General features: G+C 58.8%; 14 protein-coding genes. 12 read left to right on the top strand and 2 right to left on the bottom strand.

All coding sequences use genetic code 11. From position 1 onward, the window contains the following. The first annotated feature begins 45 nt into the window (after nt 1–45). From HZB34_01890 to HZB34_01835, 12 genes are all read left to right on the top strand, one after another. The gene (locus tag HZB34_01890; protein MBI5314706.1) at nt 46–1,377 is read left to right on the top strand and encodes a TolC family protein; all 1,332 of its coding nucleotides are present in this window, start codon (nt 46–48) and stop codon (nt 1,375–1,377) included. Between the two features lie 220 nt (nt 1,378–1,597). Continuing rightward, a complete protein-coding gene (locus HZB34_01885; protein ID MBI5314705.1) occupies nt 1,598–3,259 on the top strand; it encodes an Ig-like domain repeat protein in 1,662 nt (553 codons plus the stop codon). 632 nt (nt 3,260–3,891) lie between these two features. Then, a complete protein-coding gene (locus HZB34_01880) occupies nt 3,892–6,414 on the top strand; it encodes an Ig-like domain repeat protein (protein MBI5314704.1) in 2,523 nt (840 codons plus the stop codon). Nucleotides 6,415–7,162: 748 nt separating this feature from the next. After that, entirely contained in the window at nt 7,163–8,998 is a 1,836-nt protein-coding gene (locus tag HZB34_01875; GenBank protein MBI5314703.1) for an Ig-like domain repeat protein, read from the top strand. 47 nt (nt 8,999–9,045) lie between these two features. Beyond that, entirely contained in the window at nt 9,046–9,342 is a 297-nt protein-coding gene (locus tag HZB34_01870; protein ID MBI5314702.1) for a hypothetical protein, read from the top strand. 333 nt (nt 9,343–9,675) lie between these two features. After that, nucleotides 9,676–14,319, top strand: a complete 4,644-nt coding sequence (locus tag HZB34_01865; protein ID MBI5314701.1) for an Ig-like domain repeat protein — start codon at nt 9,676–9,678, stop codon at nt 14,317–14,319. Next, complete coding sequence (locus HZB34_01860) at nt 14,231–14,797, top strand: hypothetical protein (GenBank protein ID MBI5314700.1); 567 nt, start codon at nt 14,231–14,233, stop codon at nt 14,795–14,797. Before HZB34_01865 ends, HZB34_01860 begins: the two co-directional genes overlap by 89 nt. Nucleotides 14,798–16,187: 1,390 nt before the next feature. Continuing rightward, nucleotides 16,188–17,525, top strand: a complete 1,338-nt coding sequence (locus HZB34_01855) for a multicopper oxidase domain-containing protein (GenBank protein ID MBI5314699.1) — start codon at nt 16,188–16,190, stop codon at nt 17,523–17,525. A gap of 188 nt (nt 17,526–17,713) precedes the next feature. After that, nucleotides 17,714–18,379 carry an SCO family protein gene (locus HZB34_01850; protein MBI5314698.1) on the top strand — a complete coding sequence of 222 codons (666 nt, stop codon included), beginning with the start codon at nt 17,714–17,716 and terminating at the stop codon, nt 18,377–18,379. 53 nt (nt 18,380–18,432) lie between these two features. Further along, nucleotides 18,433–21,075, top strand: a complete 2,643-nt coding sequence (locus HZB34_01845; GenBank protein MBI5314697.1) for a putative Ig domain-containing protein — start codon at nt 18,433–18,435, stop codon at nt 21,073–21,075. Between the two features lie 285 nt (nt 21,076–21,360). Continuing rightward, on the top strand, nt 21,361–21,636 hold the full coding sequence (locus HZB34_01840; protein MBI5314696.1) for a hypothetical protein: 276 nt from the start codon (nt 21,361–21,363) through the stop codon (nt 21,634–21,636). A gap of 92 nt (nt 21,637–21,728) precedes the next feature. Then, entirely contained in the window at nt 21,729–24,236 is a 2,508-nt protein-coding gene (locus tag HZB34_01835) for an Ig-like domain-containing protein (GenBank protein MBI5314695.1), read from the top strand. A gap of 338 nt (nt 24,237–24,574) precedes the next feature. Here HZB34_01835 and HZB34_01830 read toward each other — a convergent pair whose 3' ends face one another. Both HZB34_01830 and HZB34_01825 read right to left on the bottom strand, forming a co-directional pair. Continuing rightward, nucleotides 24,575–24,961: a type II toxin-antitoxin system death-on-curing family toxin gene (locus HZB34_01830; protein MBI5314694.1), complete on the bottom strand. Its 387-nt coding sequence runs from the start codon at nt 24,959–24,961 to the stop codon at nt 24,575–24,577. A 3-nt stretch (nt 24,962–24,964) separates the two neighbouring features. Beyond that, complete coding sequence (locus tag HZB34_01825) at nt 24,965–25,192, bottom strand: AbrB/MazE/SpoVT family DNA-binding domain-containing protein (protein ID MBI5314693.1); 228 nt, start codon at nt 25,190–25,192, stop codon at nt 24,965–24,967. Between the last annotated feature and the right edge of the window lie 236 nt (nt 25,193–25,428).

Raw genomic sequence — 25,428 nt, 5'->3', positions numbered from 1 at the left:
ACAGACCAAATCACGATCTTCTTGTAGTGAAGGAACTGCGACCGTATGCGAATCTACACCGGCGTGATGTTGGCAATCTTTGTGGCTGGTCTTCTGTGTGCGGGGCACAGCCAAGCTGCCGAGTCGTCGCTGCAGCCCCCACCGGAGCTGCCGGTCCTCAAGCTGAGTTTGAAGGACGCCATTGAGGCGGCGCTGGACAAGAATCCCAATGTGCGCTTGTACAAAGAACGGATTGAAGCGGCGCGGGGCGTCGCCACCACGCAACTCGGCGCCCTCTTGCCGAACCTGGCCTCGTCGGCCAAATACAACAATCAGACCTTCTTTCAAGGGACGCTTGGTGGGGCGCCGATCCGGAGCGATCCCTTTAATGTCGCCGATGCCCGAGGCACCCTGTCGCAGTCGCTCTTCAGTTGGAGCTTGATTGAACGGTGGCGCGCCTCGCGCGCGGCCCTGGCCGTCGCGGAAGGGGAATCCGAGACGACGAAGAATGACACGATGGCGACTGTGGCCTTGAATTACTTGGAAGTTCTGCGGAACGTCGAGAGCGTGGCCGCACGGACGGCGAATGTGGAGCTGTACAAGGAACTCGTGGCCTACATTAAAAGCCGGCAGAGCGGCGGAATGGCCACGGGCCTCGATACGGCCAGGCTGGAAACCCAACTGGAGAATGAACGGCAACGCTTGGAGTTGGCCAAGAGTGATGTCGAGCGGACCAAGCTGATCCTGACCAATGCCTTGGGCATCACCTTTGATGCGACGCTCATCCTCACCGATGAACTCAAAGCGCCGGATGAGCCGGTGCCCACCCAGGACTATGCCCGGGAGGTGGCGTTCGTCAAGCGGCCGGAACTCAAGGCCCAGGAGCAGCGATTGCAGGTGTCGAGCCTCATGCTGAGTTCGGTCAAGGGGGAGCGACTGCCGTCGCTGCAGGCGGATGGCAATTACGGGCTCATCGGCAACCATATTGACAGCACGCTGAGCACCTACAACGTCGGAGTAACCTTGTCGGTCCCCATCTTTGATGGGGGCCAACGGCAGGGGCGGATCGGCGAGAGCCGCAGCCGTCTTCTTCAAGAAGAGATCAAGATGGACATCGTGACGCGCCAGATCACGATGGAGTTGCGGGAAGCGCTGGTGACGCTCGTCTCGGCGAAAGAACAGCTCCGGATCGCCAAGGACGGGCTCAAGGCGGCGCTGACCGAAGTGCAGCTCGCCCGAGAACGGGTGCGGGTGCTGAGTTCGAACACGTTGGAGTTATCCAACTCGCTCTTTTCTCTCTCACGCGCGCGGGATAACATGATCGACGGCTTGTTTCGGGCGAACGCCTCGCGCGTGAATCTGGCGCGCGCGATGGGACAAGTCGAAGAACTGCGGTAGTCTCGGATACCGGAAGGTTGAGGTTGAGGCTAAGGTTGAGATGAGAAAAGTCTGATCTCAGCTCCCTCTCAAGGTTTCTCTCGTTCCTCGAACTAAATAAACCAAACAAACCAGCCCAGCCCCCACTTTTGAGGGACAACCTCCGGGGAATGCCCGCGTCATGGCGCCGTTGTATAACTATTCCATGGCTCTTATCACCAATCACCAAGGGAGATTTCGCGTGAAACTTACAAACCTGTTCAATCTTAAGAAACGTCACCGCCGCGCGCCGCGCGCCAATGCGTTTGTGCTGGAATCGCTGGAACCCCGCTTGATGCTGTCAGCCACACCCATGACGCCCGTGGATGTGACTCACGACCACGTGGGCCATTCGCATGTCGAGAGCGCAGTGATTTGCATTTCGGACACAATGGGCAACGGAGGCAGCAATCACTCTCACCGGAAGCCAGGCGCGAACGGATGGAGGGACGACCTCGCCATCAATTGCGGCATAAGTACGACTACCACTCTGACCTCCAGCGCCGCCACGTCCATCTATGGAGATGCGGTCACGTTTACGGCAAGAGTGACGGCTGCGGACGGAGCTGCCAGACCGGTAGGTTCTGTCGAGTTCTTTGATGGAACAAGGTCACTGGGAATCGATGACACCGCCAGTAGAGGCAGTCGCTCGACCGCAATCTTTACCATTTCGGTATCGAACTTCACGGCCGGCACTCATGCGATCCACGCCGTGTTTACCGGCGGTACAGGGCGAGAGCCTGAGTGGGCTGGATCTGAGCGGCACAACGCACACGAACATCGGGATCTACACCGACCGCCGGACGATCACCGGCATGATGGGGGGCCGCAAGAGAACCATTGGCGAGGCCACCATGAGTGGCTAGAACATCTTCGATACAAGAGCAGCACCTCCGGAAATCTCGAACAGACGGTGAGCCAGAAGAGTCTCACGGCCAGCTTCACAGTAGCGAACAAGACCTACGACGGCACGACGACGGCGACCGTGCAGACCCAGACGCTTGCTGGAGTCATCGCGAGTGACGATGTGAGCATGAGCGGCGGCACTGCGGCCTTCGTCGATGCGAATGTGGGCAGCAACAAGACCGTGACACTCACGGGGGCGACGCTCGGCGGTCTGGACGCGAGCAACTATAGCCTGACGTCGGTCAATACGACGTCGGCGAACATCGCCAAGGCGAACGCCACGCTCGTCCTGACCGGCTACTATGGAACCTACGACGGGGCCGCACACGAGGCGACGGGCACGGCAACCGGCGTCAACGGTGAGGACCTGAGCGCCGGGCTGGACCTGAGCGTCACGTCCCATACGAATGCGAATGCGGGCGTGTACATCGATGCGGTGACCTTCACCGACGTGACGGGCAACTATAAGAATACGCTCAAGAACGCGAAGAGCACGATCAAGCAGGCGAACGCGGTGATCAGCCTGACGGGCTACTACGGCACCTACGACGGGTCCTCGCACCAGGCGACGGGCACGGCGACGGGGGTCTTGGGGGAGGACCTGAGCGGGCTGAACATGAGCGTCACATCCCACACGAATGCCGGCGTGTACATCGACACGGTGACCTTCACGGACGTGACGGGCAACTATAAGAATACGCTCAAGAACGTGAAGAGCACGATCAACCAAGCCAATGCCGTAATCACGGTGACCGGCTATGATGTGATCTACGATGGCCTGGCGCATACGGCGACGGGGACGGCGACCGGCGTCAACGGTGAGGACCTGAGCGCCGGGCTGGACCTGAGCAGCACGACGCACAGCAATGTGGGCACATATCTCGATGTTGTGACGTTCACGGACGTGACGGGCAACTATAAGAATACTGTCAAGAACGTCAGCAGCAGGATCCTCTAAACTGTCTGACGCCCGGAGGTCACGCCGCATAATGCGTGACCTCCGGACCGTACGCCCTTGCACCGCACCTTCTGATACTTCAGCTTCCCCATAGGGGACAGGCAACCTTTCCTTCACTGCGCGCATCGAAAGATATAACTGTTCCCTCCAAGCTTGCTTATTTGCCCTCGTCTGGAACAGTACCCGTGTCAGGCCTGACTGCGGCCGTCGAACGAGGTTACAGATAACCCCTCCAAGCTCGCTTGCTATCTCTTCAGGGATGGGGGCTGATTGATTTTCTATTGCGCGCGTCCAACGAGGGGAGTCTTCGACCGCGCGTTGCGCGAGCACAGAAGATCATCAGGCTCCATCCCCTCTTCTGTTCCGGGAGCAAAAGGCCGACACGGGCACTGTTCCATCCTCTGTACCGTGGGGGCTCTGCGAGCAAGAAGGATTGTTGGCTGCCCCCTCTCTCACTCCTATCCCCCCTATGGGGGATCTTCCAGCACCTAAGATGGATTTTTTCCCACCCAGCGACAAGTGTACACATAGCAGGACTTTTGCTGAGTCCGTCGTCAATGAGGGAGATGGGGAAGAGCACCTTCAAACAAAAATTCCGCGGTTCATATCACTAACCAATGGGAGATTCCGACATGAAGTTCAAGAAACTGTTTGCCTGCAAAAAGAACAACCGGCGTCAGCCGCGCGCCAACGCATTTGTCCTGGAGTCACTGGAACCGCGCCTGCTGCTGTCGGCCACGCCGATGACTGCGGCGGTGGTGACCACCGACCATCTGGACTATGCGCCGGGTGAGACGGCCGTGATTACCACTTCGAATCAAGCCGGCGAGGGTCTACAATTCGATGCAGGCGAACTGGTGCGTTTTCAAGTAAGCCGCACCGACGGCATGGCGGATTACAGCGGCTCGACGGCCGACGTCGGTCCTGCAGGCAACGAAGCCTGGTATGTCGTCGACGGCGTCGGCGGGTTTGCCGCGCATCGCGGATCGGATGTGAGCGGAGACGGAATCGCCGACTGGATCGCGCCGGACAACGATCTTACCGTGAACAGCAGCATCAGCACGACCTGGTTTGTGGAGGAACAGTACAGAAACTCTTCCCTCTTAGTGACGGCTGCCGGTCAAGAGTCCGGGGCTGTGGCAACCCAGGCCTTTACGGATGAAGCAGTGAACACGGCCACCGTGCTGACCCAGAGTTCCGCTACGTCTACCTATGGAGATGTGGTGACGTTTACCGCGACGGTGACAGCGGCGGTTGGTACCGAGGCACCGACCGGCACGGTGGAGTTCTGGGATGGGTCGGCGTTGATGTGGACCGCCTCTGTCCCTGACAGCACAGGAGCTGGAACATCGACCTGGAGCATCCCCTCCTATCAGTATCTCATCGAGGGAAACCATCCGAATCTCCATGCCGTATTTATCGGCGCAGTAGACCCAGTCACAGGAGACAAACTGTTTTTTAATGACAGCACCTCCGCCAGCATCACACACCAGGTGGCGGCGAAACAAATCACTGCCAGCTTCACCGTGAACGACAAGGTGTATGACGGCACCACCTCAGTCTCAGCAGCCGACGTGACCGTGACGCTAACGGGAGTCCTGGCGCCGGACGATGTGAGCCTGGCCTTCAGTTCGCTCACCTTTAGCGATGCAAATGTGGGCAGCGACAAGATCGTGACGCTGACAGGCGCGACGCTCATCGGCACGGAAAGCCTCAACTACAGCCTGGTCTCGTCTACCCTCACGAGCACAGGGAACATCACAGCCAAGGAACTGACGGTCAACTTCACTGTGGACAACAAGGTCTACGACGGCAGCCAGGCAGCGACAGTCGTGGGGACCCCGTCGATTTCAGGAGTAATCGGGAGTGACGACGTGAGTCTGAGCGGCGGTACGGCAACATTTGACACGGCAGACGCCGGCACCGGCAAGACTGTGACATTCACGGGCGCGGCGCTGAGCGGCGCGGCATCTGGCAACTACAGCCTGGCGCCGGTCAATACGACGACAGCGGATATCACCAAGGCTGACGCGACAATTACCGTGAGCGGCTACACCGGCGTCTATGATGCGGCGGCGCACGGGGCGACCGGCACCGCGACGGGCGTCTTGGGCGAGGACTTGAACGCCGGCCTGAACCTGGGCGCAAGCTTCACCAATGTCCCAGGCGGGACGGCCAATTGGGCGTTCAGCGGCGGGACCAACTACAACGACGCGAACGGCAGCGTGGCCATCGTGGTTACCAAGGCGAATGCCACGATCAGCCTGACAGGCTACGTCGGGACCTACGACGGGGTGGCGCACCAGGCGACGGGCAGCGCGACGGGGGTGTTGGGCGAGAGCCTGAGCGGGCTGGACCTGAGCGTCACGTCCCATACGAATGCGGGTGTGTACATCGATACGGTGACCTTCACGGACGTGACGGGCAACTATAAGAACACGGTCAAGAACGTGAAGAGCACGATCAATAAAGCCAACGCCGTCATCAGCCTGACGGGCTACGTCGGGACCTATGACGGAGTCTCGCACCAGGCGACGGGCAGCGCGACGGGAGTGTTGGGCGAGGACTTGAGTGCCGGGCTGGACCTGAGCGTCACGTCCCATACGAATGCGGGCACGTATATCGATACGGTGACCTTCACGGACGTGACGGGCAACTACAAGAACACGATCAAGAACGTGAAGAGCACGATCAATAAGGCCAACGCTGTCATCACCCTGACGGGCTACGTCGGGACCTACGACGGAACGGCGCACCAGGCGACGGGGACCGCGACCGGAGTGTTGGGGGAGGACTTGAGCGCCGGGCTGGACCTGAGCGTCACGTCCCATACGAATGCGGGCACGTATATTGATGCGGTGACCTTCACGGACGTGACGGGCAACTATAAGAATACGCTCAAGAACGTGAAGAGCACGATCAACAAGGCCAATGCCGTGATCACGGTAACCGGCTACAGTGTGACCTTTGATGGGTTAGCCCACACGGCAACAGGGACGGCGACGGGGGTGCTTGGTGAGGACTTGAGTGCCGGGCTGGACTTGAGCAGCACGACGCACACCAACGTCGGGACGTATCTCGATGTGGTGACCTTCACGGATGTGACGGGCAACTACAAGTTTACCGTCAAGAACGTGAGCAACAGGATCCTCTAAGGGCGCCAGAATAGGCGGAGGTCGCGCCGTATAAGACGTGACCTCCGCACCGTTCATGATGTGCGCGGGACCCCGATAAGCGCGTGACGAGCGGGATCCGAATGTCTGAGTTCCGGGTTCTGAGTTTTCTGATCTTCGGACTTCAGCCTTCAAACTCTGCCCATCGAACCTCGAACTTTCGCCCGCTTCGCTCATTTCATACTCAGAACTCAACACGCAGAACTCAGAACTGGCTTCATTCCGCACACCTCTCTCACGATTCACAAGCAATGAAAACATGGTCCACCGAGTCAGGGTACCCGGCGAACTATGGCTTGTGAAACCTCACTGCACCTCCCCCATTTGAGGAGCAACTTAAGAGGGATATTCCCTCCTGGAAGAGGAATAGTTGTTCATCGGAGATGAGCGTACAGACTATTCCGTGCAGTTGTCGGGGAATCTGCCCGGGTCTAGTGGCTGAGAATCCGGGAGGTTGGATTGAGGCCGGGGTTAAGAGGGAGATGTGGAAGTAAATCTTCAGAAATAAATTCCGCGGCTCATATCACTAGCCCGCATTATTCACGAGGGTTCGTGACGAAACGGCTGAGACGCGTCATGAGAGGGGCAAGCGCAGCCGGGAAGGAGGGAAGCATACTTGAACAGTATGTTGACCGACTGAGTGGCGAGCACGCCCGTCGGAACAGCGTATCGGCGGTTGCAGTAGAAGCCCTCGTGAATTATGCGGGTTAAACCAACGGGAGATTCCAACATGAAATTCAAGAAACTGTTCAGTCTCAAGAAACGTAACAGCCGTAAGCCCCGCGCCAATGCTTTTGTACTCGAGTCGCTGGAACCCCGCCTGCTGCTGTCGGCCACACCCATGACGGCCGCCGTGGTGACCACCGACCATGTGGATTATGCGCCGGGTGAGACCGCGGTGATTACTACGTCGAATACCAATGGCGACGGCCTGCAATTCGGGGCCGGTGAATTAGTTCGCTTTCAGGTGAGCCGCACCGACGGCATGGCGGAATACAGCGGCTCAACATCCGGCGTGGGACCGACCGGCAACGAAGCCTGGTATGTCACCGACGGTATCGGCGGATTTACCGCCCATCTGGGATCGGATGTGAGCGGCGACGGCGTGGCCGACTGGATTGCGCCGGACAACGATCTCACCGTCAACAGCAGCATCAGTACCACCTGGTTTGTGGAGGAACAGTATCGGAACTCCTCTCTCTTAGTGACGGCTGTCGGTCAAGAGTCCGGGGCTATGGTGACGCAGGCCTTTACAGACGCCGGGACGAACACGACGACCGTGCTCACGGCTACTGCCGCCACCACCGTGTATGGAACGAATGTAGATTTCACCGCGACGGTTACGGCAGCAGCTGGGACTGTTGACCCGACCGGGAGTGTGGAGTTCTTCGTCGATGGAATATCACTGGGGATCGAGACCGTCAGCAGTGGCGGCGGTGCTGATGGGGTCGTGCAATTTAAAACGAACGCCTTCACGTTCACTCTTACGTCCGGCGTTCATTCGGTCCATGCAGTCTTCACCGGCACAGCAGGCAGTTTCAATGACAGCACCTCTGCAAACATCTCGCACGAGGTGACTCAGAAGCACATCACTGGCCGCTTCACGGCCGACGTTTCCAAGGTCTACGACGGTACTACTGTAGCGCCCGGAGTTGCCACGTTGAACAATGTCGAGCTGATCGATCTGGGCAACGTGGGCCTGACCGGTTCGGCAAACTTCGATACGGCAAATGTCGGCGTCAACAAAGTTGTGACGTTCACTGGTGGAATCCTCACCGGTTCGGCCGCCGGCAACTATATCTTGGACTCGGTCACTGGTGACCAGGCTGACATCACTCCGGCCACTGTCGTCGTGAGCGACTACACGGGAGTCTATGACGGGTTGGCCCATGGGGCCACGATCGTCGGCGCCCCTGGTGAGGACTTGAGCGGTTCCCTGATTATGACGAAGCCCACCAACGTGGGCAGCTATACAGAGAGCTGGACCTTCGCCAATCCCAACTATAACCCCGCCAGCGGGACCAACAGCATCACCATTACCAAAGCGAACGCGACGATTGTTACTAGTGGCTATCACGGTGTCTACGATGGAGCGGCTCATACAGCCACTGTCACCGCAACTGGTGTGTTGGGCGAGAGCCTGAGTGGGCTGGTTCTAAACGGTACGCCGCACAGCAACGCCGGCATCTACAGCGATAGCTGGACCTTCACTGACAGCACGGGAAACTATAACAGTACGAGCGGGAGCGTCATCAGCAGTATCGCCAAGGCGAACGCGACGATTTCGTTGACGGGCTATGTCGGCACCTACGACGGGACAGCGCACCAGGCGACGGGAACGGCCACCGGGGTCCTGGGCGAGAGCCTGGCCGGGCTGAACCTGAGCGTCACGTCGCACACGAATGCCGGCGCGTATCTCGATACGGTGACGTTCACCGATGTGACGGGCAACTATAAGAATACCGTCAAGAACGTTAGCAGCAGTATCGCCAAGGCGAACGCGACGATCTCGTTGACGGGCTATGTCGGCACCTATGACGGGACAGCGCGAGCCTGGCCGGGCTGAACCTGAGCGTCACGAGCCATACGAATGCCGGCACGTACATTGATGCCGTGACCTTCACGGACGTGACGGGCAACTATAAGAATACGATCAAGAACGTCAAGAGCACGATCAACAAGGCCAACGCGGTGATCACCGTGACCGGCTACAGCGTGGTCTTTGATGGCCTGGCGCATACGGCGACGGGGACGGCGACGGGCGTGCTTGGTGAGGACTTGAGCGCCGGGCTGGACTTGAGCAGCACGACGCACACCAACGTCGGGACCTATCTCGATGTCGTGACCTTCACCGATGTGACGGGCAACTACAAGTTTACCGTTAAGAACGTGAGCAACCGGATTCTCTAAACACTCACGACGGTCGGAGGTCATGCCAGGTGGCATGACCTCCGAGCCTTGGAGCGAAACTACCAAATAAACAAAACAAACCAAATGAACCAGATCAACCAGTCTTCCGACTCCCTCCAATGGGGGCCAACTAAAGAGGGGTATGTCTGCACCTAAGATGGATGGTCTCTTGTGAGTGACGAGCATACAAATACTCCATGTATTCGCCAGTGGTTCCGGCAGGCAGAGGACGACAACATGTCATTTGAGGTCGACGTCAACAGCGGACATGAGCGAAACCCCATTCGAAATACGTCAGCGGCCCATCATCACTAACCAACAGGAGATTCCAACATGAAGCTCAAGAAACTGCTTAATCTCAAAAAGCGTAACCGACGTGAGCCGCGCGCCAATGATTTTACAGTGGAGTCGCTGGAACCACGTTTGCTGCTGTCGGCCACGCCCATGACTGCGGCGGTGGTGACCACCGACCATCAGGACTATGCGCCGCGCGAGACAGCGGTGATTACCACGTCGAATCAGGCCGGCGACGGTTTACAATTCTCAGCCGGTGAAATGGTGAGCTTCCAGGTCACCCGCACCGACGGCATGGCTGATTACAGCGGCTCAACGACCGGCGTGGGACCGGCGGGCAACGAAGCCTGGTATGTCGTCGACGGAATGGGCGGGTTTACGGCCCATCTGGGATCGGATGTGAGCGGCGACGGCGTGGCAGATTGGATTGCGCCGGACAACGACATGATGGTGAACAGCAGCATCAGCACGACCTGGTATGTGGAGGAGCAGTACCGGAACTCGACTCTCTTAGTGACTGCCGCCGGCCAAGAGTCCGGGGCTATGGCTACCCACGCCTTCACGGACGCCAATGTCAACACAAGCACCGTGGTCACTGCCAGTTCCGCTACGTCCACCTATGGAGACGATGTGACCTTTACCGCGACAGTGACGCCTTCGGCTGGCGGAACGACCAACCCGATCGGTACGGTGGAGTTCTTTGATGCCCTGAATAATTCACTGGGGGCCACCTCCAGTGCCACCCCCGGCAGTGGCTTGTCTTCGGTCTTTAGCGTCACCCTCTCAGCTGCCACTCTGACTCAGCTCGCTGCCGGCTCCTATTCGATCCATGCAGTCTTCACCGGCGGCGATAACGGCACCGACAGCTTCAATGACAGTCCGTCCGTAGCGGTCGACCATACAGTCAACCAGAAGAACATCACAGGCAGCTTCGGAGCGGAGAGCAGGGCCTACGATGGCACCACTGCTGCCTTCGTATTGTTTACAGACCTCGATCTCAGTGGAGTTGTCGGTCTCGACGAGGTGGCCCTGGGCGGTGGTATTGCGACCTTCAACGATGCGGACGCCGACTTCAATAAAACCGTGACCCTTATCGGCGCGACCCTCTTCGGCGCAGATGCAGGCAACTACAACCTGACGTCGGTCGCCACGGCTCTGGCGGATATCGATAAGGCAGCAGCGTCCGTCACAGTGAACGGCTTTATCGGAGCCTTCGACAATCAACCACATGGAGCGACCGGCACGGCAATAGGCGTACTCGGCGAGGACTTGAGCGGTCTCCTGGATTTGGGTCCGAGCTTCACCGCGATAGGGACCCACGTAGCCGACTGGACCTTCAGCGGCAACAACAACTATGATCCTCAGTTCGGTACTGTGGACATCGTGATTAACGAGGTGACTGTCAATACGACCACCTCGATCTCCGCTAGTACAAACGCCACCACCTATGGAGATCAGGTCACTCTCACCGCGACCGTCACAGCCTTGGTTCCTGATGCAGGCGCTCCGATCGGCACGGTCGAGTTCTTTGATGGGGTGGGGAACTCACTGGGGTTCGGCAACTTCGACGGTAGCCTCGGATTGGATTCAACCTTTACACTGAACATCGCGACCCTCACAGCCGGCCTACATAATCAGATCCATGCAGTCTTCACCGCCCCGGCAACCTTCTTTGGCAGCACCTCGGGCAGCACGATAGTGGATGTGAGCAAGGCTACCGTGACTGTGACAGGCTTCAACGGCACCTACGACGGATTGGCGCATGGGGCGACGGTTGTGGGGGTCGTCTTGGGCGAGGATCTGAGCGCCGGCCTGGTGAGTGACACCTTTACTAACGTACCAGGCGGAACAGCGAACTGGAACTACACCGATCTCACGGGGAACTACGAGAATGCCAGTAGCGCCATTGCGGGCACTGTCGAAATTGTCATCAACAAGGCTGACGTCACGCCCGTTGACTACATCGGTGTCTATGATGGAGCAGCCCATGGGGCCACGCTTGTGGGAGTCTTGGGCGAGATCCTGATGACCGGCCCGCTGCACACCAATGCCGGGCTCTTCACCGACACAATCAATTTCATTGGCGGCGCGGGAAACTATAACGATTTTAGTGGGGACGTCATTACCAGCATCTCGGCCTTGGAAATTACCGGCAGCTTCACGGCGAACAACAAGGTCTATGACGGCACCACTGACGCGACTGCGCAGAACACATCGCTCTTGGGAGTCATCGGGCTCGATGATGTGACTCTGGACGGTGGCATCGCAACCTTCGACGACGCGAATGCCGGCATCAACAAGACCGTGACTCTCACTGGCGCAACGCTAGGCGGAGCAGCCGCGGGCAACTACGTCCTGTCGCCGGCCGCTATTACGGACCAGGCGAGCATCACGGCTCTGGCGATCACCGGCAGCTTCACGGCGAACAACAAGGTCTATGACGGTACCACTGCGGCCAGCGTGGCATCGACGTCGCTCACGGGAGTCCTCATTGGTGACCTGGGCCTCGTGGACCTGAGCGGCGGCACTGCGACCTTGGCCGACAAGAATGTCGGGGCCGGCAAGACCGTGACACTCACCGGCGCGACGCTCACAGGTGTGGCTGCGGGGAAGGGCGACTTCACGGCGGCGAACAAAGTCTATGACGGCAACGCCGTGGCCTTCGTAGTGACCAGGACCCTCACGGGAGCCATCCTGGGTGACGATGTGAGTCTGACCGGCGGCACTGCTGCCTTCGACGATGCGAATGCCGGCATAGGCAAGACTGTGACGCTGACTGGCGCGGCGCTTACCGGTGCGGATCAGGGTAACTATACTCTGTCTCTGTCGCCCATCACGACGACAGCGAACATCGTGGCCTTGGGAATCACGGGCAGTTTCACAGCAGACCACAAGGTCTATGATGGCACCACTTCGGCCAGTGTGGCATCGACGTCGCTCACGGGAGTCCTCGCTGGCGATGTCGGCCTCGTGAGCCTGACCGGCGGCACTGCGAGCTTCGACGATGTGTTAATCGTCGGCGACGGCAAGAATGTCGGCACCGGCAAGACGGTGACACTCACGGGCGCGACGCTCGGCGGCGTGGCATCAGGCAACTACAGCCTGCTGTCGGTCGCAACGACGACGGCGGACATCACGGCCCTGGACATCACGGGCAGCTTCGCGGCGGACAGTAAGGTCTATGACGGGACTACTCTGGCCGCCGTGTCCGGGACATCGCTCGCGGGAACCATAGTGGGTGATGATGTGATCCTGACCTTTGACCAGGCGGACTTCGATACGAAGGACGTCGGTATTGACAAGACCGTGACGCTCCTGAACGCGGCCCTTTTCGGCACGGATGCAGGCAACTACAATCTGACATTGGTCGCCAATGCGCTGGCTGACATCACGGCGTTGCAGCTTGATTTCAGTTTCACCGTGGACGACAAAGTCTATGACGGCAATACGACCGCGACCGGCTTGATCGGGAATCTCACAGGATTTATCGGCACGGATGACGTGGATTGGGACTTTGGCACGGTCGCCTTCAACTCGGTGATCGCCGGCCCCACCAAGCTGGTGAACCTCACTGGCTTGATTCTGATCGGAGTAGACGCGGGCAACTATAGCCTGGCGTCCTCCTTCGTCCAGAGCACGGCTGCTATCACGCAAAAGCAGCTCACGGTCACTTTTACCGTGAACGACAAGGCGTATGACGGCAACACATCGGTGACAGGCCTGGTCACGACGGTCGATGGAGTCATCGCTCCAGACAACGTGACCCTGGCCTTCACCTCGGTCGCCTTCAACTCTTCGATCGTCGGCCCTGCCAAGTTGGTGAACATGACGGGCGCGACGCTCATCGGTACGGAGGCGACCAACTACAGCCTGGCGTCGTCCACTATCACGAGCACGGCGGCTATCACGGCCAAACAACTCACGGCCAGCTTCGCCGTGAACAACAAGGTGTATGACGGCAACACGGCTACGACCGGCTTGGTCATGACGCTCAACGGAGTCATCGCTCCGGACAACGTGAGCCTGACCGGCGGCGTTGCCACCTTCGACGATGCCAACGCAGGCAACGGCAAGACCGTGACCCTCACGGGCCTGGGGATCACCGGCACGGAGGCGACCAACTACAGCCTGTTGTCGTCCACTGCGACGTCGACGGCGAACATCACCAAGGCGAACGCGACGATCACCGTGAGCGGCTACACCGGCGTCTATGATGCGACAGCGCACGGGGCGACGGGTAGCGCGACAGGCATAGGCGGCGTGAACTTGAATGCCGGCCTGAACCTGGGTGCGAGCTTCACCAATGCGCCTGGCGGGACAGCAAACTGGTCGTTCAGCGGCGGGACTAACTACAACGATGCGAACGGCAGCGTGGCCATCGTGATCAACAAGGCCAACGCCACGCTCGTCCTGACCGGGTACTACGGGACCTACGACGGGGCGGCGCACCAGGCGACGGGGACGGCGACGGGCGTGTTGGGCGAGAGCCTGGACGCTCGTCCTGACCGGGTACTACGGGACCTACGACGGGGCGGCGCACCAGGCGACGGGGACGGCGACGGGCGTGTTGGGCGAGAGCCTGGCCGGCCTGAACATGAGCGTCACGTCCCACACCAACGCGGGGACGTATATCGACACGGTCACCTTTACGGACGTGACGGGCAACTACAAAGATACGATTAAGAACGTGAAGAGCACGATCAACAAGGCCAACGCGGTGATTAGCCTGACCGGCTACTACGGCACCTATGACGGGTTCGCGCACCAGGCGACGGGCACGGCGACGGGGGTGCTGGGCGAAAGCCTGGCTGGCCTAAATATGAGCGTCACGTCGCACACCAACGCGGGGACGTATATCGACACGGTCACCTTTACGGACGTGACGGGCAACTATAAAGATACGCTCAAGAACGTGAAGAGCACGATCAACAAGGCCAATGCCGTGATCACGCTGACCGGATACGACGTGCTCTACGATGGCTTGCCGCATCAGGCGACGGGGACGGCGACGGGGGTGTTGGGCGAGGACTTGAGCGCCGGGCTGGATCTGAGCAGCACGACGCACACCGCCGTCGGGACTTATGCCGATACAGTGACGTTCACCGATGCGACGGGGAACTACAAGTTTACCGTCAAGAATGTGAGCAACCGGATCCGCTAATCAGATCATGACGATCGGAGGTCACGCCACGAGGCGGGACCTCCGACTCGGATATTAGGGGGTCAGGAACCATTTGCGCGCAGCGCCCTACGGGTCGTTCCGACAAATGGTTCCTGACCCCCTCACATGGACGGAGTTCTCCATGAAGTCCTGGCTTGCTTGGTTGCAGATGCTCGGATTGGTCCTTGTGGCTCTCCTTTCCGTCGTGGCCCTCTTGAGTATCGTGATGCGCCCTTTTCGCTGGGCTGATCGAAAGCCGGCGCACCTGTAGTCAAAAGCCCGCAAAAAAATAACGTCTGTCTGGTCTGTTTGGTCTATCTGGTTTCTTCGTGTTTCGAACCAGACCAAGCTCGCTCGTTTACGGTATCCAAAGGATAGCCCGGATGAGTCCCCCACTGCGCGTCTTTCCCCCTTCCATATCTCTCTCAGAGGGTGGCCCGGTCGATCCTCGATTGCGGGCATCAAACGATATACAAGCTCATTCCAAGCTTGCTTGTTATCTCTTCAGAGATGGGGGCTGATTGATCTTCCACTGCAGCCTGCTAGATCGATCTGAATCCTTCCAGCTTGCTTGCTGCTTGATCGAAGGTGACGGTCGTTTCGCATCGACTGAGCCGATTGGTGGTTCCCATCAAGCAATCGGCAAAGTCGGCTTTCCCTGTCCGATACAGACGAAAAGCGGTTCATGCTGCCTGCGGATCCTCGATCTTCAGCTGATCTGGTTCATGTGGTTTGTTTTATTTGTTTGGATTCTCTGGTCAGATTCAACCAAATAAACGAAATAAACCAAATAAACTTGCCTTTCACACAGGTCTCCCCCCTTCCCCCCCTTTAGTAGGTCCCTCCCTGCTTCTGTGGAATAGTCGATCACGGTAATTCCATGAGATACCAGACACCATCAACAAATAAAAAGTTCATAAAAAAGTGATTGACAACAGGGCCAGCCCTTCAGTCAGAGCGCAGGCAGCAGTCGAGCGGACAGAGGCAAGGTACGGAGAATGAGCAACCGGATGAAGCTTAGTCAGGAGGCGCCGCTATGAAGAGTTCACGTCGCGGTTTCATGAAATGGAGTCTGGTGACCGGAGGCGCCACCTTGGCCGGCTTGGGCCTGCTGAAGTACGCACGCGCTCAGGAAGTCTGCCCGCCCCCTCCTCCACCACCGCCGCCCGGGACGGATCCAATGCCCATACCGGAGGGATTACAGGGGATGCCGGGGGGCAAGAGTCCGGCCACGACACCCTGGGTCGTGCCATTGTCGATCCCGCCGATTCTCCCGCAAGTGGCGAGTCTGACTCCACCGGTCAATCAGGCGGAGCACCAGCTGAATAAGGGGTTCGGGTCAGACCCGGGTCCGGTGAATGAACTCTATCAGATCGATATCAAGCCTGGCATGCACAGTTTTCATCCCGAACTTCCCCCTCAGGAGATTTGGGGGTTCGAAGGCATCACCCCTGGTCCGACGATGATCGCGCGGTACGGGCAGCCGAAGATCGTGCGGTTCCGTAATCAACTGCCGATCAACCATGTCGGCCTCGGCGTGCCGGAGACCTCGACCCACAACCACAACGGGCACCAGGAATCATTCAGTGACGGACACCCGACCAGCTTCCTCATCTCGGGCCAATACAGAGACCATCATTTTCCGATCGTCTTGGCGGGCAACGATCCGCGTGAGGCCCTCGGCACTCTCTGGTACCACGACCATCGCGTGGACTTTACGTCCCAGAACGTCTACCGCGGTCTCGCCGGTTTCCATTTCTACTTCGACGACGTGGATTCCGGCAACGAGCAGGACCCCAATCCGCAGGCCCTGCGATTGCCGAGCGGCGCCTTCGACGTCCCGCTCATGTTCACGGACAAGGCGTTCGACAGTTCGGGCCAGTTATGGTTCGACCCCTTCAATTTCGACGGATTCCTGGGGGACAAGTGGGCGGTCAATGGAAAGATTCAACCCTATTTCAATGTCGCCAGGCGGAAGTATCGCTTCCGGTTGCTCGACGGAGGGCCTTCGCGGTTTTATGAATTCTCGCTGAGCAATCACAGGCGGATGACCCTCATCGCCACCGACGGCAATCTGTTGGAGTCACCGCTGCTGGTTGAGCACGTCGGGTTGGGTGTCGCCAACCGGCGGGATGTCATCATCGACTTTTCCGAGTATCCCATCGGCACCGAGATTATCCTCGAGAATAACCTGGAGCAGAAGGACGGGCGGAAGCCGACGGGCAAGTTGCTCCATCCCGGATCGCCGGTCCTCAAATTCATCGTGGATCGTGACGCAGTCGGCGCCGAGGAGGACTTCAGCCAGGTCCCATCCACCTTGCGCCAGATGCCGGTGATGGATCTGGCCACAGCGCAGCAGCACCAGCGGACATTTCGGTTCGAGCGGACGAACGGTGCGTGGGCCATCAACGGCAATTTCTTCGACGGCGACATCCCCACCTTCACCATCAAACAGGGTCAGCCGGAAATCTGGACCCTCAAGAATGGCGGAGGAGGCTGGGCCCATCCCATCCACATTCACCTGGAAGAATTCCGGATCCTCCTGCGCAACGGCGAGGTCCCGGGCCTTGAAGAGCAAGGCCGTCACGACGTCGTTGTGCTTGAGCCGGGGGATGAAGTGAAGATCTATATCCGGTTCAGGACCTTCTTGGGCAAGTACGTCATGCATTGCCACAACACGCTTCACGAGGACCACGCGATGATGTTGCGGTTCGACGTGGTGCCCTGAGGCGAGTGGCAAGTAGCGAGTGGTAAGTGGTGAGTAGCAAGTGGCAAGTGGCCGGAACGAGATAAAACGAGACACGGGAGACGGAAGAGCAGGTGAAGGTTCAGGTCGAGCGAAGACTCCGAAGCTCTTCAGCTCAACCTTAGCCTCAACCTTAACCTTTATGTGATCGAGCCATCGGAGGAGTTGTCATGAAACGACGCGCGTTCCTAGCCAGCATGGGGATCTCTCTCATCCAGACGGCGATGGCCGCAACGGCAGGCCTGGCCGAGGAGAAGCCGACGACGGCACCGATGCCGAAGCCGACACCGGCGCCGGTACAAAGACCGGCAACGGCAGACGGTCCGAGCGCTGCGCGCTTTCCGGACGTTGTGCTCACCACGCATGAAGGAAGGGATGTGCGGTTCTACCAGGATCTCGTGAAGGGCAAAGTCGTATTGATCAACTTCATGTATGCCACCTGCACGAACAGTTGTCCGACCTTCACCGCCAATCTGGTTCGTGTTCAACAGCTGTTCGGCGACCGTGTCGGCCGGGATGTGTTCATGTACTCGATCTCCCTGGATCCCGAACATGATAGCCCTCAAGTCTTACGCGACTATGCCAAGAACTATAGTGTCCAGCCTGGCTGGACGTTTCTGACCGGGTCGCTGGCGGATATCACAACGCTGAGGCGCAGATTGGGCCTCCGTGATCTGGATCCGGTCGTCGATGCAGACAAGACCCAGCATATCGGAGTCGTCCTGTATGGCAACGAACGGTTCGACCGCTGGGCTGCCTGTCCGGCTCTGTCGGAACCGAGGGAAATCGTTAAGTCCGTTAGGTGGGTGAGTGGCCCCCAGCAGGTGCCGGCATGAACCAGGACCCTCTTATCTCCACACACAGAGGCACAAGTCGTACGAGGAGCACCATGAATATCTTCACAAAATTCCGACGTTCGAGAATGCAGCTGATCTGGATTCTGGTCGGCGTGGTCGTGACGGCCGGCGCGGCGGTCGCGCAACAGATCTGCCCGATACCACCGCTCCCACCTGGTCCCTTGAATCCGGTCGCGCCTGGGTCAGGCAGTTTGAAAGGGGTCCAGCCCCCCCTCCCCAAGGCCCTCGACACCGTCATCAAAAATCGTCAGATGGCGATCGTCCTGGGCAAAGCCTTCTTCTGGGATCAACAGGCAGGCAGCGACGGGAACGCCTGCGCGAGCTGCCATTTCCACGCCGGCGCAGACAATCGGACGAAGAATCAGCTGAACCCCGGGCTGAGGGCTGTGCCTGAGGACACAACTTTCAAGCCGACCAGGACCGGAGGCGGCGGGCCGAATTATCTGCTGAAGGCAGCCGACTATCCGTTCCACGTCCTGAGCAACCCGCTGGATCGGGATTCCGCCATCCTGTTCGATTCGACCGACATCACGTCTTCGCAGGGCACGTTCGGGGGCAATTTCATCGAGTTTCGCAGCCAGGGCCAAGAGGAATGCTCGTTAGACACAGGGAGCATTTTCAGCGTGAATGGAAAGCTGGCCCGCAACGTCGAGCCCCGCAATACACCGACCACGATCAACGCCATTTTCCAACTCCGTTCCTTCTGGGACGGCAGGGCGAACAACCATTTCAACGGGGTCAATCCCTTCGGCCGCCGGGATCCCAATGCGCGTATTCTTGTCCGGCAGGCGGACGGTTCCATCGTTCCCGAAGTGATGGACCTGGAAAATGCGGCGCTGGCGTCGCAGGCCGTGGGGCCCCCGCTCAGCACCCTTGAATCCTCCTGTGCCAACCGGACATTCAACCTGATTGCCCGTAAACTCTTGACTCATATTCCGAAGCCGCTGTTCGGGCAAAAAGTCGAACTCGACGACAGTGTGTTGGGGCCCTACGCGGATAACGGGACCGGCGGGACCGGGCTCAAGGCGGGCGTGACCTATTCCTCCTTGATTCAGGCTTCGTTCCACGACAAGTACTGGCTCGCCCCCGGCTACGCTTCCGTTGATGGCTACACGTTGATGGAGCAGAATTTCGCCCTGTTCTGGGGGTTGGCGATCATGATGTACGAGTCCACGCTCATCTCGGACCAGACGAAGTTCGACGGGTTCGTCGGCACCGTGACGGCCACCAACATCGGTACCAACTTTGTCGTAGATACAGCGACTCCACCCAATCTTGCCGCGCTGTCGCAGCAGCAGGTCAACGGGATGAGTATCTTCATGGGCAAGGGCAGATGCGTCGCGTGCCATAAGGGTCCGGACTTCACCGGCGCCGGCTTGAACTTGCAGTTCACCCAGACCGCGAATCAGGAAAGTGTCATTGAACGAATGTTCATGGGGAACCAGCAGATCGCGATCTACGACAACGGGTTCTACAACATCGGCGTGACTCCGACGAACCGGGATCTGGGGGTCGGTGCGGACGATCCCTTCGGCAATCCTCTGTCCTTCGCGCGGCTGCTCAAACAGTCGCTCGCAGGGGCGATCATTCCGGATTCCTTCGTCGTGAATCCCTGTATGTTGGAAGTGAATCCTTGTGCTCCGATTGCGGGCCCTCTGGCACGCGACGCAGTGGATGGAGCCTTCAAGACACCTGGCCTCCGCAACGTAGAGCTGACCGGTCCCTACATGCATGACGGCAGCATGGCGACGTTAGAACAGGTCGTGGAATTCTATAACAGGGGCGGCAATCGCCGCGGACCGATCGCCAGCGATACGACAGGGTTCGACCACAGCCCTGAGTGGGGAAATAACCCGAGCAATTTGGATATCGACATTCAACCCTTGGGGCTCACAGCCCAGGAGCAGTCAGATCTTGTGGTCTTCTTGAAGTCCTTGACCGATGAGCGGGTGCGTTGCGAAAAAGCGCCCTTCGACCATCCCTCCTTGAGCAATACCAACGGCCACTCCAACCTCGATGCAGACAATAATGGAAAATTGGACGATCAGATCGCCCTGCTCCCCTCCGTCGGTGCTGGGGGGCGACCGGCCAAGGGTATGTCCTGCCTCCAGCCCTTCCTCCCGGCGAATGAGGCTCCATCGTTCATGCCTTCGACGCCGGCGAACGGTGTGACGGGGACTCCGTACAGCCACCAAGTGCTCGCGACCGATCCGAATCTTCCCAACGACAGCCTTGCCTATAGTTTGGTGGCCCCGATCAAGGCGGGGATGACGATCAACTCAGCCACGGGAAAGATCAGTTGGGTGCCGTCCTCGACTCAAGTCGGCGCCAATGCCGTGAATGTACGGGTAACAGATGCTGGTGGCTTGTATACGACGCAGATCTTGACCGTGAACGTCGCGGCGAATGTCGCGCCGGTCATCACGTCGAAGCCGCCTACGACCGGGAAGGTCGGTGTGCCGTACAACTACACGGTGCAAGCGACAGATGTGAACGGCGGCCCCATTGTCTTCAGTGGGCTGACGGGGAATCCTGTGAACCTGTCGGTCAACGCCACGACAGGTGTCGTCACCTGGATACCGACGGCGGCGGGGAGCATTCGTATCAGGCTGCGGGCGATCGATTCAGGGAATCTGGCCGCGATTCAGACTTTCTACGTAACTGTTGCACCGTAAGTGTCGGGGACAGGCGCCCTTCTGATTGGCGCCTGTCCCCCCTGTCAACAACCCGTTCGTAGGGTAAGGCCCTACTGCTGTGGAATAGGAACCGGTTGCGGGGCTGTCATAGGGTGGGTGCCGCGAAGTGGCGAGTGGTAAGTGGCGAGTAGCAAGTGGCCGGATCGATGTGCACATGATCGAAAAAAAAGAAATCTGCAACCAGAAACTAGAAACCAGAAACGTGAAACGCGCATGAACCGAATCAGGAACAGCATTCACCTTCATCAGAAAAGGAGCGTCACCATGAAGCGGCACACCTCCTCACTCTCACCGAAAGTAGCCGGCCTGGCGCTGGCTCTCTTCGGGTTCAGTGCGATCCTGGGCTTGGGATCGTATGGCGAGGCCAAGGCAGCTCAGCCGGCCCTATCGCAATCCTTTGTCATGGATCGTGCCGGCACAGGCAACTACGCAGCAACGCGCGTCAGCCGCGGAACCAATGACCGGAAATGCCCGCGCAGCAGCAACAACGGCTGTCAGAAGGATTTTGCGCCAAAGCAGCCGCGGCCGCAGACGAACTAATAGGATGTGAGCGTAAGAAGGATCGATCGGAACGAGCGTCATGAACGGAATCACGTATCAGTTTTCACAATCATCTTAAAAGGAGCGGCATCATGAAGCAACCACGCAATTCCTGTCTCTCTCCGAAGGCAGCCGGCCTTGCGCTGGCGCTGTTCGGGCTAGGTGGCATCCTGGGAGCGCCGGGCGAAGCTAAGGCCCAAGCGACCGCAACGATCATCGACGGTGTGATCGACCGCATTACGCTCGATACTCCAGGCGACCACTGGTCCGGCGGCACCATCGAGGTGGGTGGGCAGAAAGTGATTATTCCGAGAAATCTCCTGATGGACTTGCCGGCCAATCGGCAGACTCTGCAAGAGTTCTTGGCAACAGCTCCTGGGCTCTGCCCCGCGTTAGGACAGAGCGGCCTTGCGAGGGCAGATAGCCCGTTTTGCAACACCAGCGGTCAGCCTGGTTATGCCCTCATCCATGCCAATCGCACGAGCAATGGCAACGTGATCGCCGGCGACGTCTTCATCCAGAAGGGGATTGACGCGGTTTCAGGCACTGTAACCTACATCAACTACGATAATGGCTATTTCAGGATGAACGGGATTCTCAACGACCCGACGACCGGCGTGATGGTTCGTCTCAACGATCCTGACGGCCGCCATACGGTCCAGTCCGGCCCTGGTTGCGTGGCCGGTCAGAACAACTGCAGCCCCGATCCCCGGTTTACGCTCGATGGGGACAACTATACCAACACCTACACGACCGGATATCCTGTCTGTATTCCGAGTACGGTTTCCCGTACCTTCACTGACGCGCTGGATCTCAACACGAATAATAATGTGACAGAAACTCTTGTCACCGCTGCTTTGAGCAACGGCACGGGCGACCTGCTCTGTCCCACGACCAATCGCACAGTCAACAACGGCAACCCTGTCGCTGACTCCCGTCGCTTCGCCCCCATCATGCTGGGCGACAGCATGACAGTGGAGGGCAACTTCGAGAGGATCAACGGCGTGCGGTTCCTGTCTGCCCATTCGTCTACGGATCGTAAGGCGCTCACCACCAGTCCCGCGCCTGACCAGCCGGACTACATGTTCCTGGCGGAAGTGGAGATTGACGCAGCAGGTTTCCAGAACCAGAGGGTCAGGACCCTGATCATCGGCTTTGCCACGAGGGCGCCGGAAGATGTCTTGATCTGGAGTTTACATTACGACCCGACGAATAACGAAGCCCATGAACTGCCCTTGGCCACGGTCAGGGGGTGCGACATCGCCGGCGGGCCAGGGACTTGTGGCGCGCAAGGCATAGTTGGTATCCCCAATATTTTCAAGATCCGCCACGACATAGATTTCGTTGTCGGCGCTGATCCCAGGCTGGACCCCTGCGCCCACCTCATCGGGGATCCAAGGATGCACACTAACGGAGTCATCCCTTGCAACAACGTTACGGGCAACACCAGCAACATGTTCGGCATCCTGGCTCCGATTCCGCACGAGATCCAGGCTCGCACTGGCCATGAGATGGCCGATCTCTTCGCAGGTGGCGTGCATGGCGCGTTGCCTGGCCCGAGGATTCTCAAAACACTGGATATCAACGGCAATGAAGCGACGCATGGGCAATACCTCTTTCCTTTCGGCGTAGGCTTAGGGGGCGTTTCCTTCCCGGAGTTCGACGAGATCGATCTGGATGCGACTGCGACCCCACACGGCTTCACGGGCCTTCCCTGGAACCTGGACCGGAGACTGAGTCCTGGAGGCTGTTTCCCCGAGGGAGTCTGCGAGACCACGGCGCAACCCCTCACACCCTTCCCGTTTGAACTCCTTGACCCGAGGATCCAGGCGAGCCTCCCACTAGGGGCCTATAATGACCCAGCCTTTACTCAAACATCTCTCCCAAGGGTAGCGGACCGCATCCTCTCGTACGTGGATGCGACCGGCAAGGCCAACGGCAATACGACGGTTCTGGCCTGGCCTCCGACAAATCCCGGCCCGATCCCGATCACTCCTGTAGCAGACATACCGGCGTCAAACCTGCCGCCGCTCATTACCTCCACGCCGAATCTGGTGGCAAATGCGGCGGGAAACATCATCTATAATTACCAGGTCGTGGCAACGGATGACGGAGGGGCTGCGAACCTGACCTATACGTTGGGTGGGTCCCCACCGTCAGGAATGAGCATCGTGGCGTCCGGGCCTGGAGCTGGCCTGATCAGCTGGAATCCGACAGAGGCGCAGGCGCCGGCACAGGGCGTGACCGTCACAGTCACGGACAGCGGCGGCCTCTATGATAAGCAGGCCTACGTCATCGGTGTGAATGGCTCTCCCTCCTTTGCCACAGTCACGCAAGCGACGACCGCAAAGGTGGGAGTACAGTATGTGTATCAGCCGTTTGCCAACGATCCGAATACCGGCCAGGTGCTGACCTTTGCGATCTCTATTCAGCCGAACGGGACAGCGCCGTTGGGGCCGACGACCATCAATCCCTTGACCGGTCGGTTCACCTGGACCCCGACCGTGGGGCAGATTGGTGCGAGAACGTTCCAGTTGCGGGTGACCGATGCAGCCGGTGCGACCTCGACCAGGACGTTCAACGTGACCGTGGTTCCGTAAGCGTTGGGGACAGGCTCCCCCCGTCGCCTGACTTTGGGGGGTGCCTGTCCCGGTTTTGACGGTAGGAGTAAGCAGTACGGTAAGTGAACGGGCGGGGCCACGGAAACGTGGCCCCGTTTTTTTGTGGGGACTGGCTCCGCCGTCCTCGGCGGTGCCTGTCCCTGTCCGAAGACCCGCAAACAGACGCACAGAACAAGTGAGATAGGCTGAAGCTGAAGTGTTCGGAACTTCAGACTCTGACCTTCAGCCTTCGGACTTCAGCCTGCGGGCCGCGCCTGTCCCGCTTCACGCGCAAGCGCAGCGGGTCGCCGCAGCAACGCGGATGTAACGCCGGCGAGCTATGACTTGGTATGTTCTCGGAGGAAGTCTGCGATGGCGGACTTTTCTGTTTCCCCCTGGGCGACGGCGAGCACCGTGGCCACAAGAGCATGGTAGGGGATCTTAGTCTCCACCCCGTTCAGTTCCAGGAATGTGAGCGCTGCGGCTGTCCCGACACGTTTATTTCCGTCGAGAAACGGATGGTTCTGCACCACGTGAAAGAGATAGGCCGATGCCATCTCGAAGAGATCGCCGTGAAGATACTGATCGCCAAACCCGGACTGGGGCGCCGCCAGAGCTGACTGTAGAAGCGCAACATCGCGAACCCCAAGCGTACCGCCGTATCGTTCAATCTGATCGCGATGGATCTCCATGACCTCATCGAGGGTCAAGAATTGTAAATTCATCCTCTACTCCGCCAGCTTTTTCAGCGCTGGACCGTACTGTCGATTCACCTTTACCAACGCCGCTTGAAACCTTTTCCGCCGCGCGGGAGTCTGAGCCGGTGTCACGATGAGACATTTCCCGTCTGTTTTGATGTTGAGAGGAGTGTCTGCATTGATCTCCAAGAGATCCAGGACTCCGCGATCGAGCACAAGGGCCAGACTGTTGCCGTGCTTCGTCAGCTTTTTGATCATGCCCACACCTCCGTAACAGGTCTCATAATGTACTCACATGGTAGCACCGTCGTTCCGTACCGTAAAGCCCCAACCTGCCTTTCTCACGCCTCACGCTTCACCGTGCCCCGTTCATCATCACTATTCCCGCTTTTTCTTTCGCTGGCCTCCGTCTGGAATTTGTTATCTCAACCTCAACCTGCGCCGTAACCTTCCCGGACATTGCGGCTGAGAACAAGGGCAGGCAATGCCGCAAA

The organism is Nitrospirota bacterium (assembly GCA_016219645.1).
Taxonomy (GTDB): domain Bacteria; phylum Nitrospirota; class Nitrospiria; order Nitrospirales; family Nitrospiraceae; genus Palsa-1315.
This window is presented reverse-complemented; position numbering and strand designations above follow the sequence as displayed.

Coding starts and splice junctions, on each gene's coding strand:
- HZB34_01890 (MBI5314706.1), top strand. CDS start 46: ATGCGAATCTACACCGGCGTGATGTTGGCAATCTTTGTGGCTGGTCTT.
- HZB34_01825 (MBI5314693.1), bottom strand. CDS start 25,192: ATGATCAAAAAGCTGACGAAGCACGGCAACAGTCTGGCCCTTGTGCTC.
- HZB34_01840 (MBI5314696.1), top strand. CDS start 21,361: ATGAAGCGGCACACCTCCTCACTCTCACCGAAAGTAGCCGGCCTGGCG.
- HZB34_01880 (MBI5314704.1), top strand. CDS start 3,892: ATGAAGTTCAAGAAACTGTTTGCCTGCAAAAAGAACAACCGGCGTCAG.
- HZB34_01850 (MBI5314698.1), top strand. CDS start 17,714: ATGAAACGACGCGCGTTCCTAGCCAGCATGGGGATCTCTCTCATCCAG.
- HZB34_01830 (MBI5314694.1), bottom strand. CDS start 24,961: ATGAATTTACAATTCTTGACCCTCGATGAGGTCATGGAGATCCATCGC.
- HZB34_01845 (MBI5314697.1), top strand. CDS start 18,433: ATGAATATCTTCACAAAATTCCGACGTTCGAGAATGCAGCTGATCTGG.
- HZB34_01865 (MBI5314701.1), top strand. CDS start 9,676: ATGAAGCTCAAGAAACTGCTTAATCTCAAAAAGCGTAACCGACGTGAG.
- HZB34_01875 (MBI5314703.1), top strand. CDS start 7,163: ATGAAATTCAAGAAACTGTTCAGTCTCAAGAAACGTAACAGCCGTAAG.
- HZB34_01855 (MBI5314699.1), top strand. CDS start 16,188: ATGCACAGTTTTCATCCCGAACTTCCCCCTCAGGAGATTTGGGGGTTC.
- HZB34_01835 (MBI5314695.1), top strand. CDS start 21,729: ATGAAGCAACCACGCAATTCCTGTCTCTCTCCGAAGGCAGCCGGCCTT.
- HZB34_01860 (MBI5314700.1), top strand. CDS start 14,231: ATGAGCGTCACGTCCCACACCAACGCGGGGACGTATATCGACACGGTC.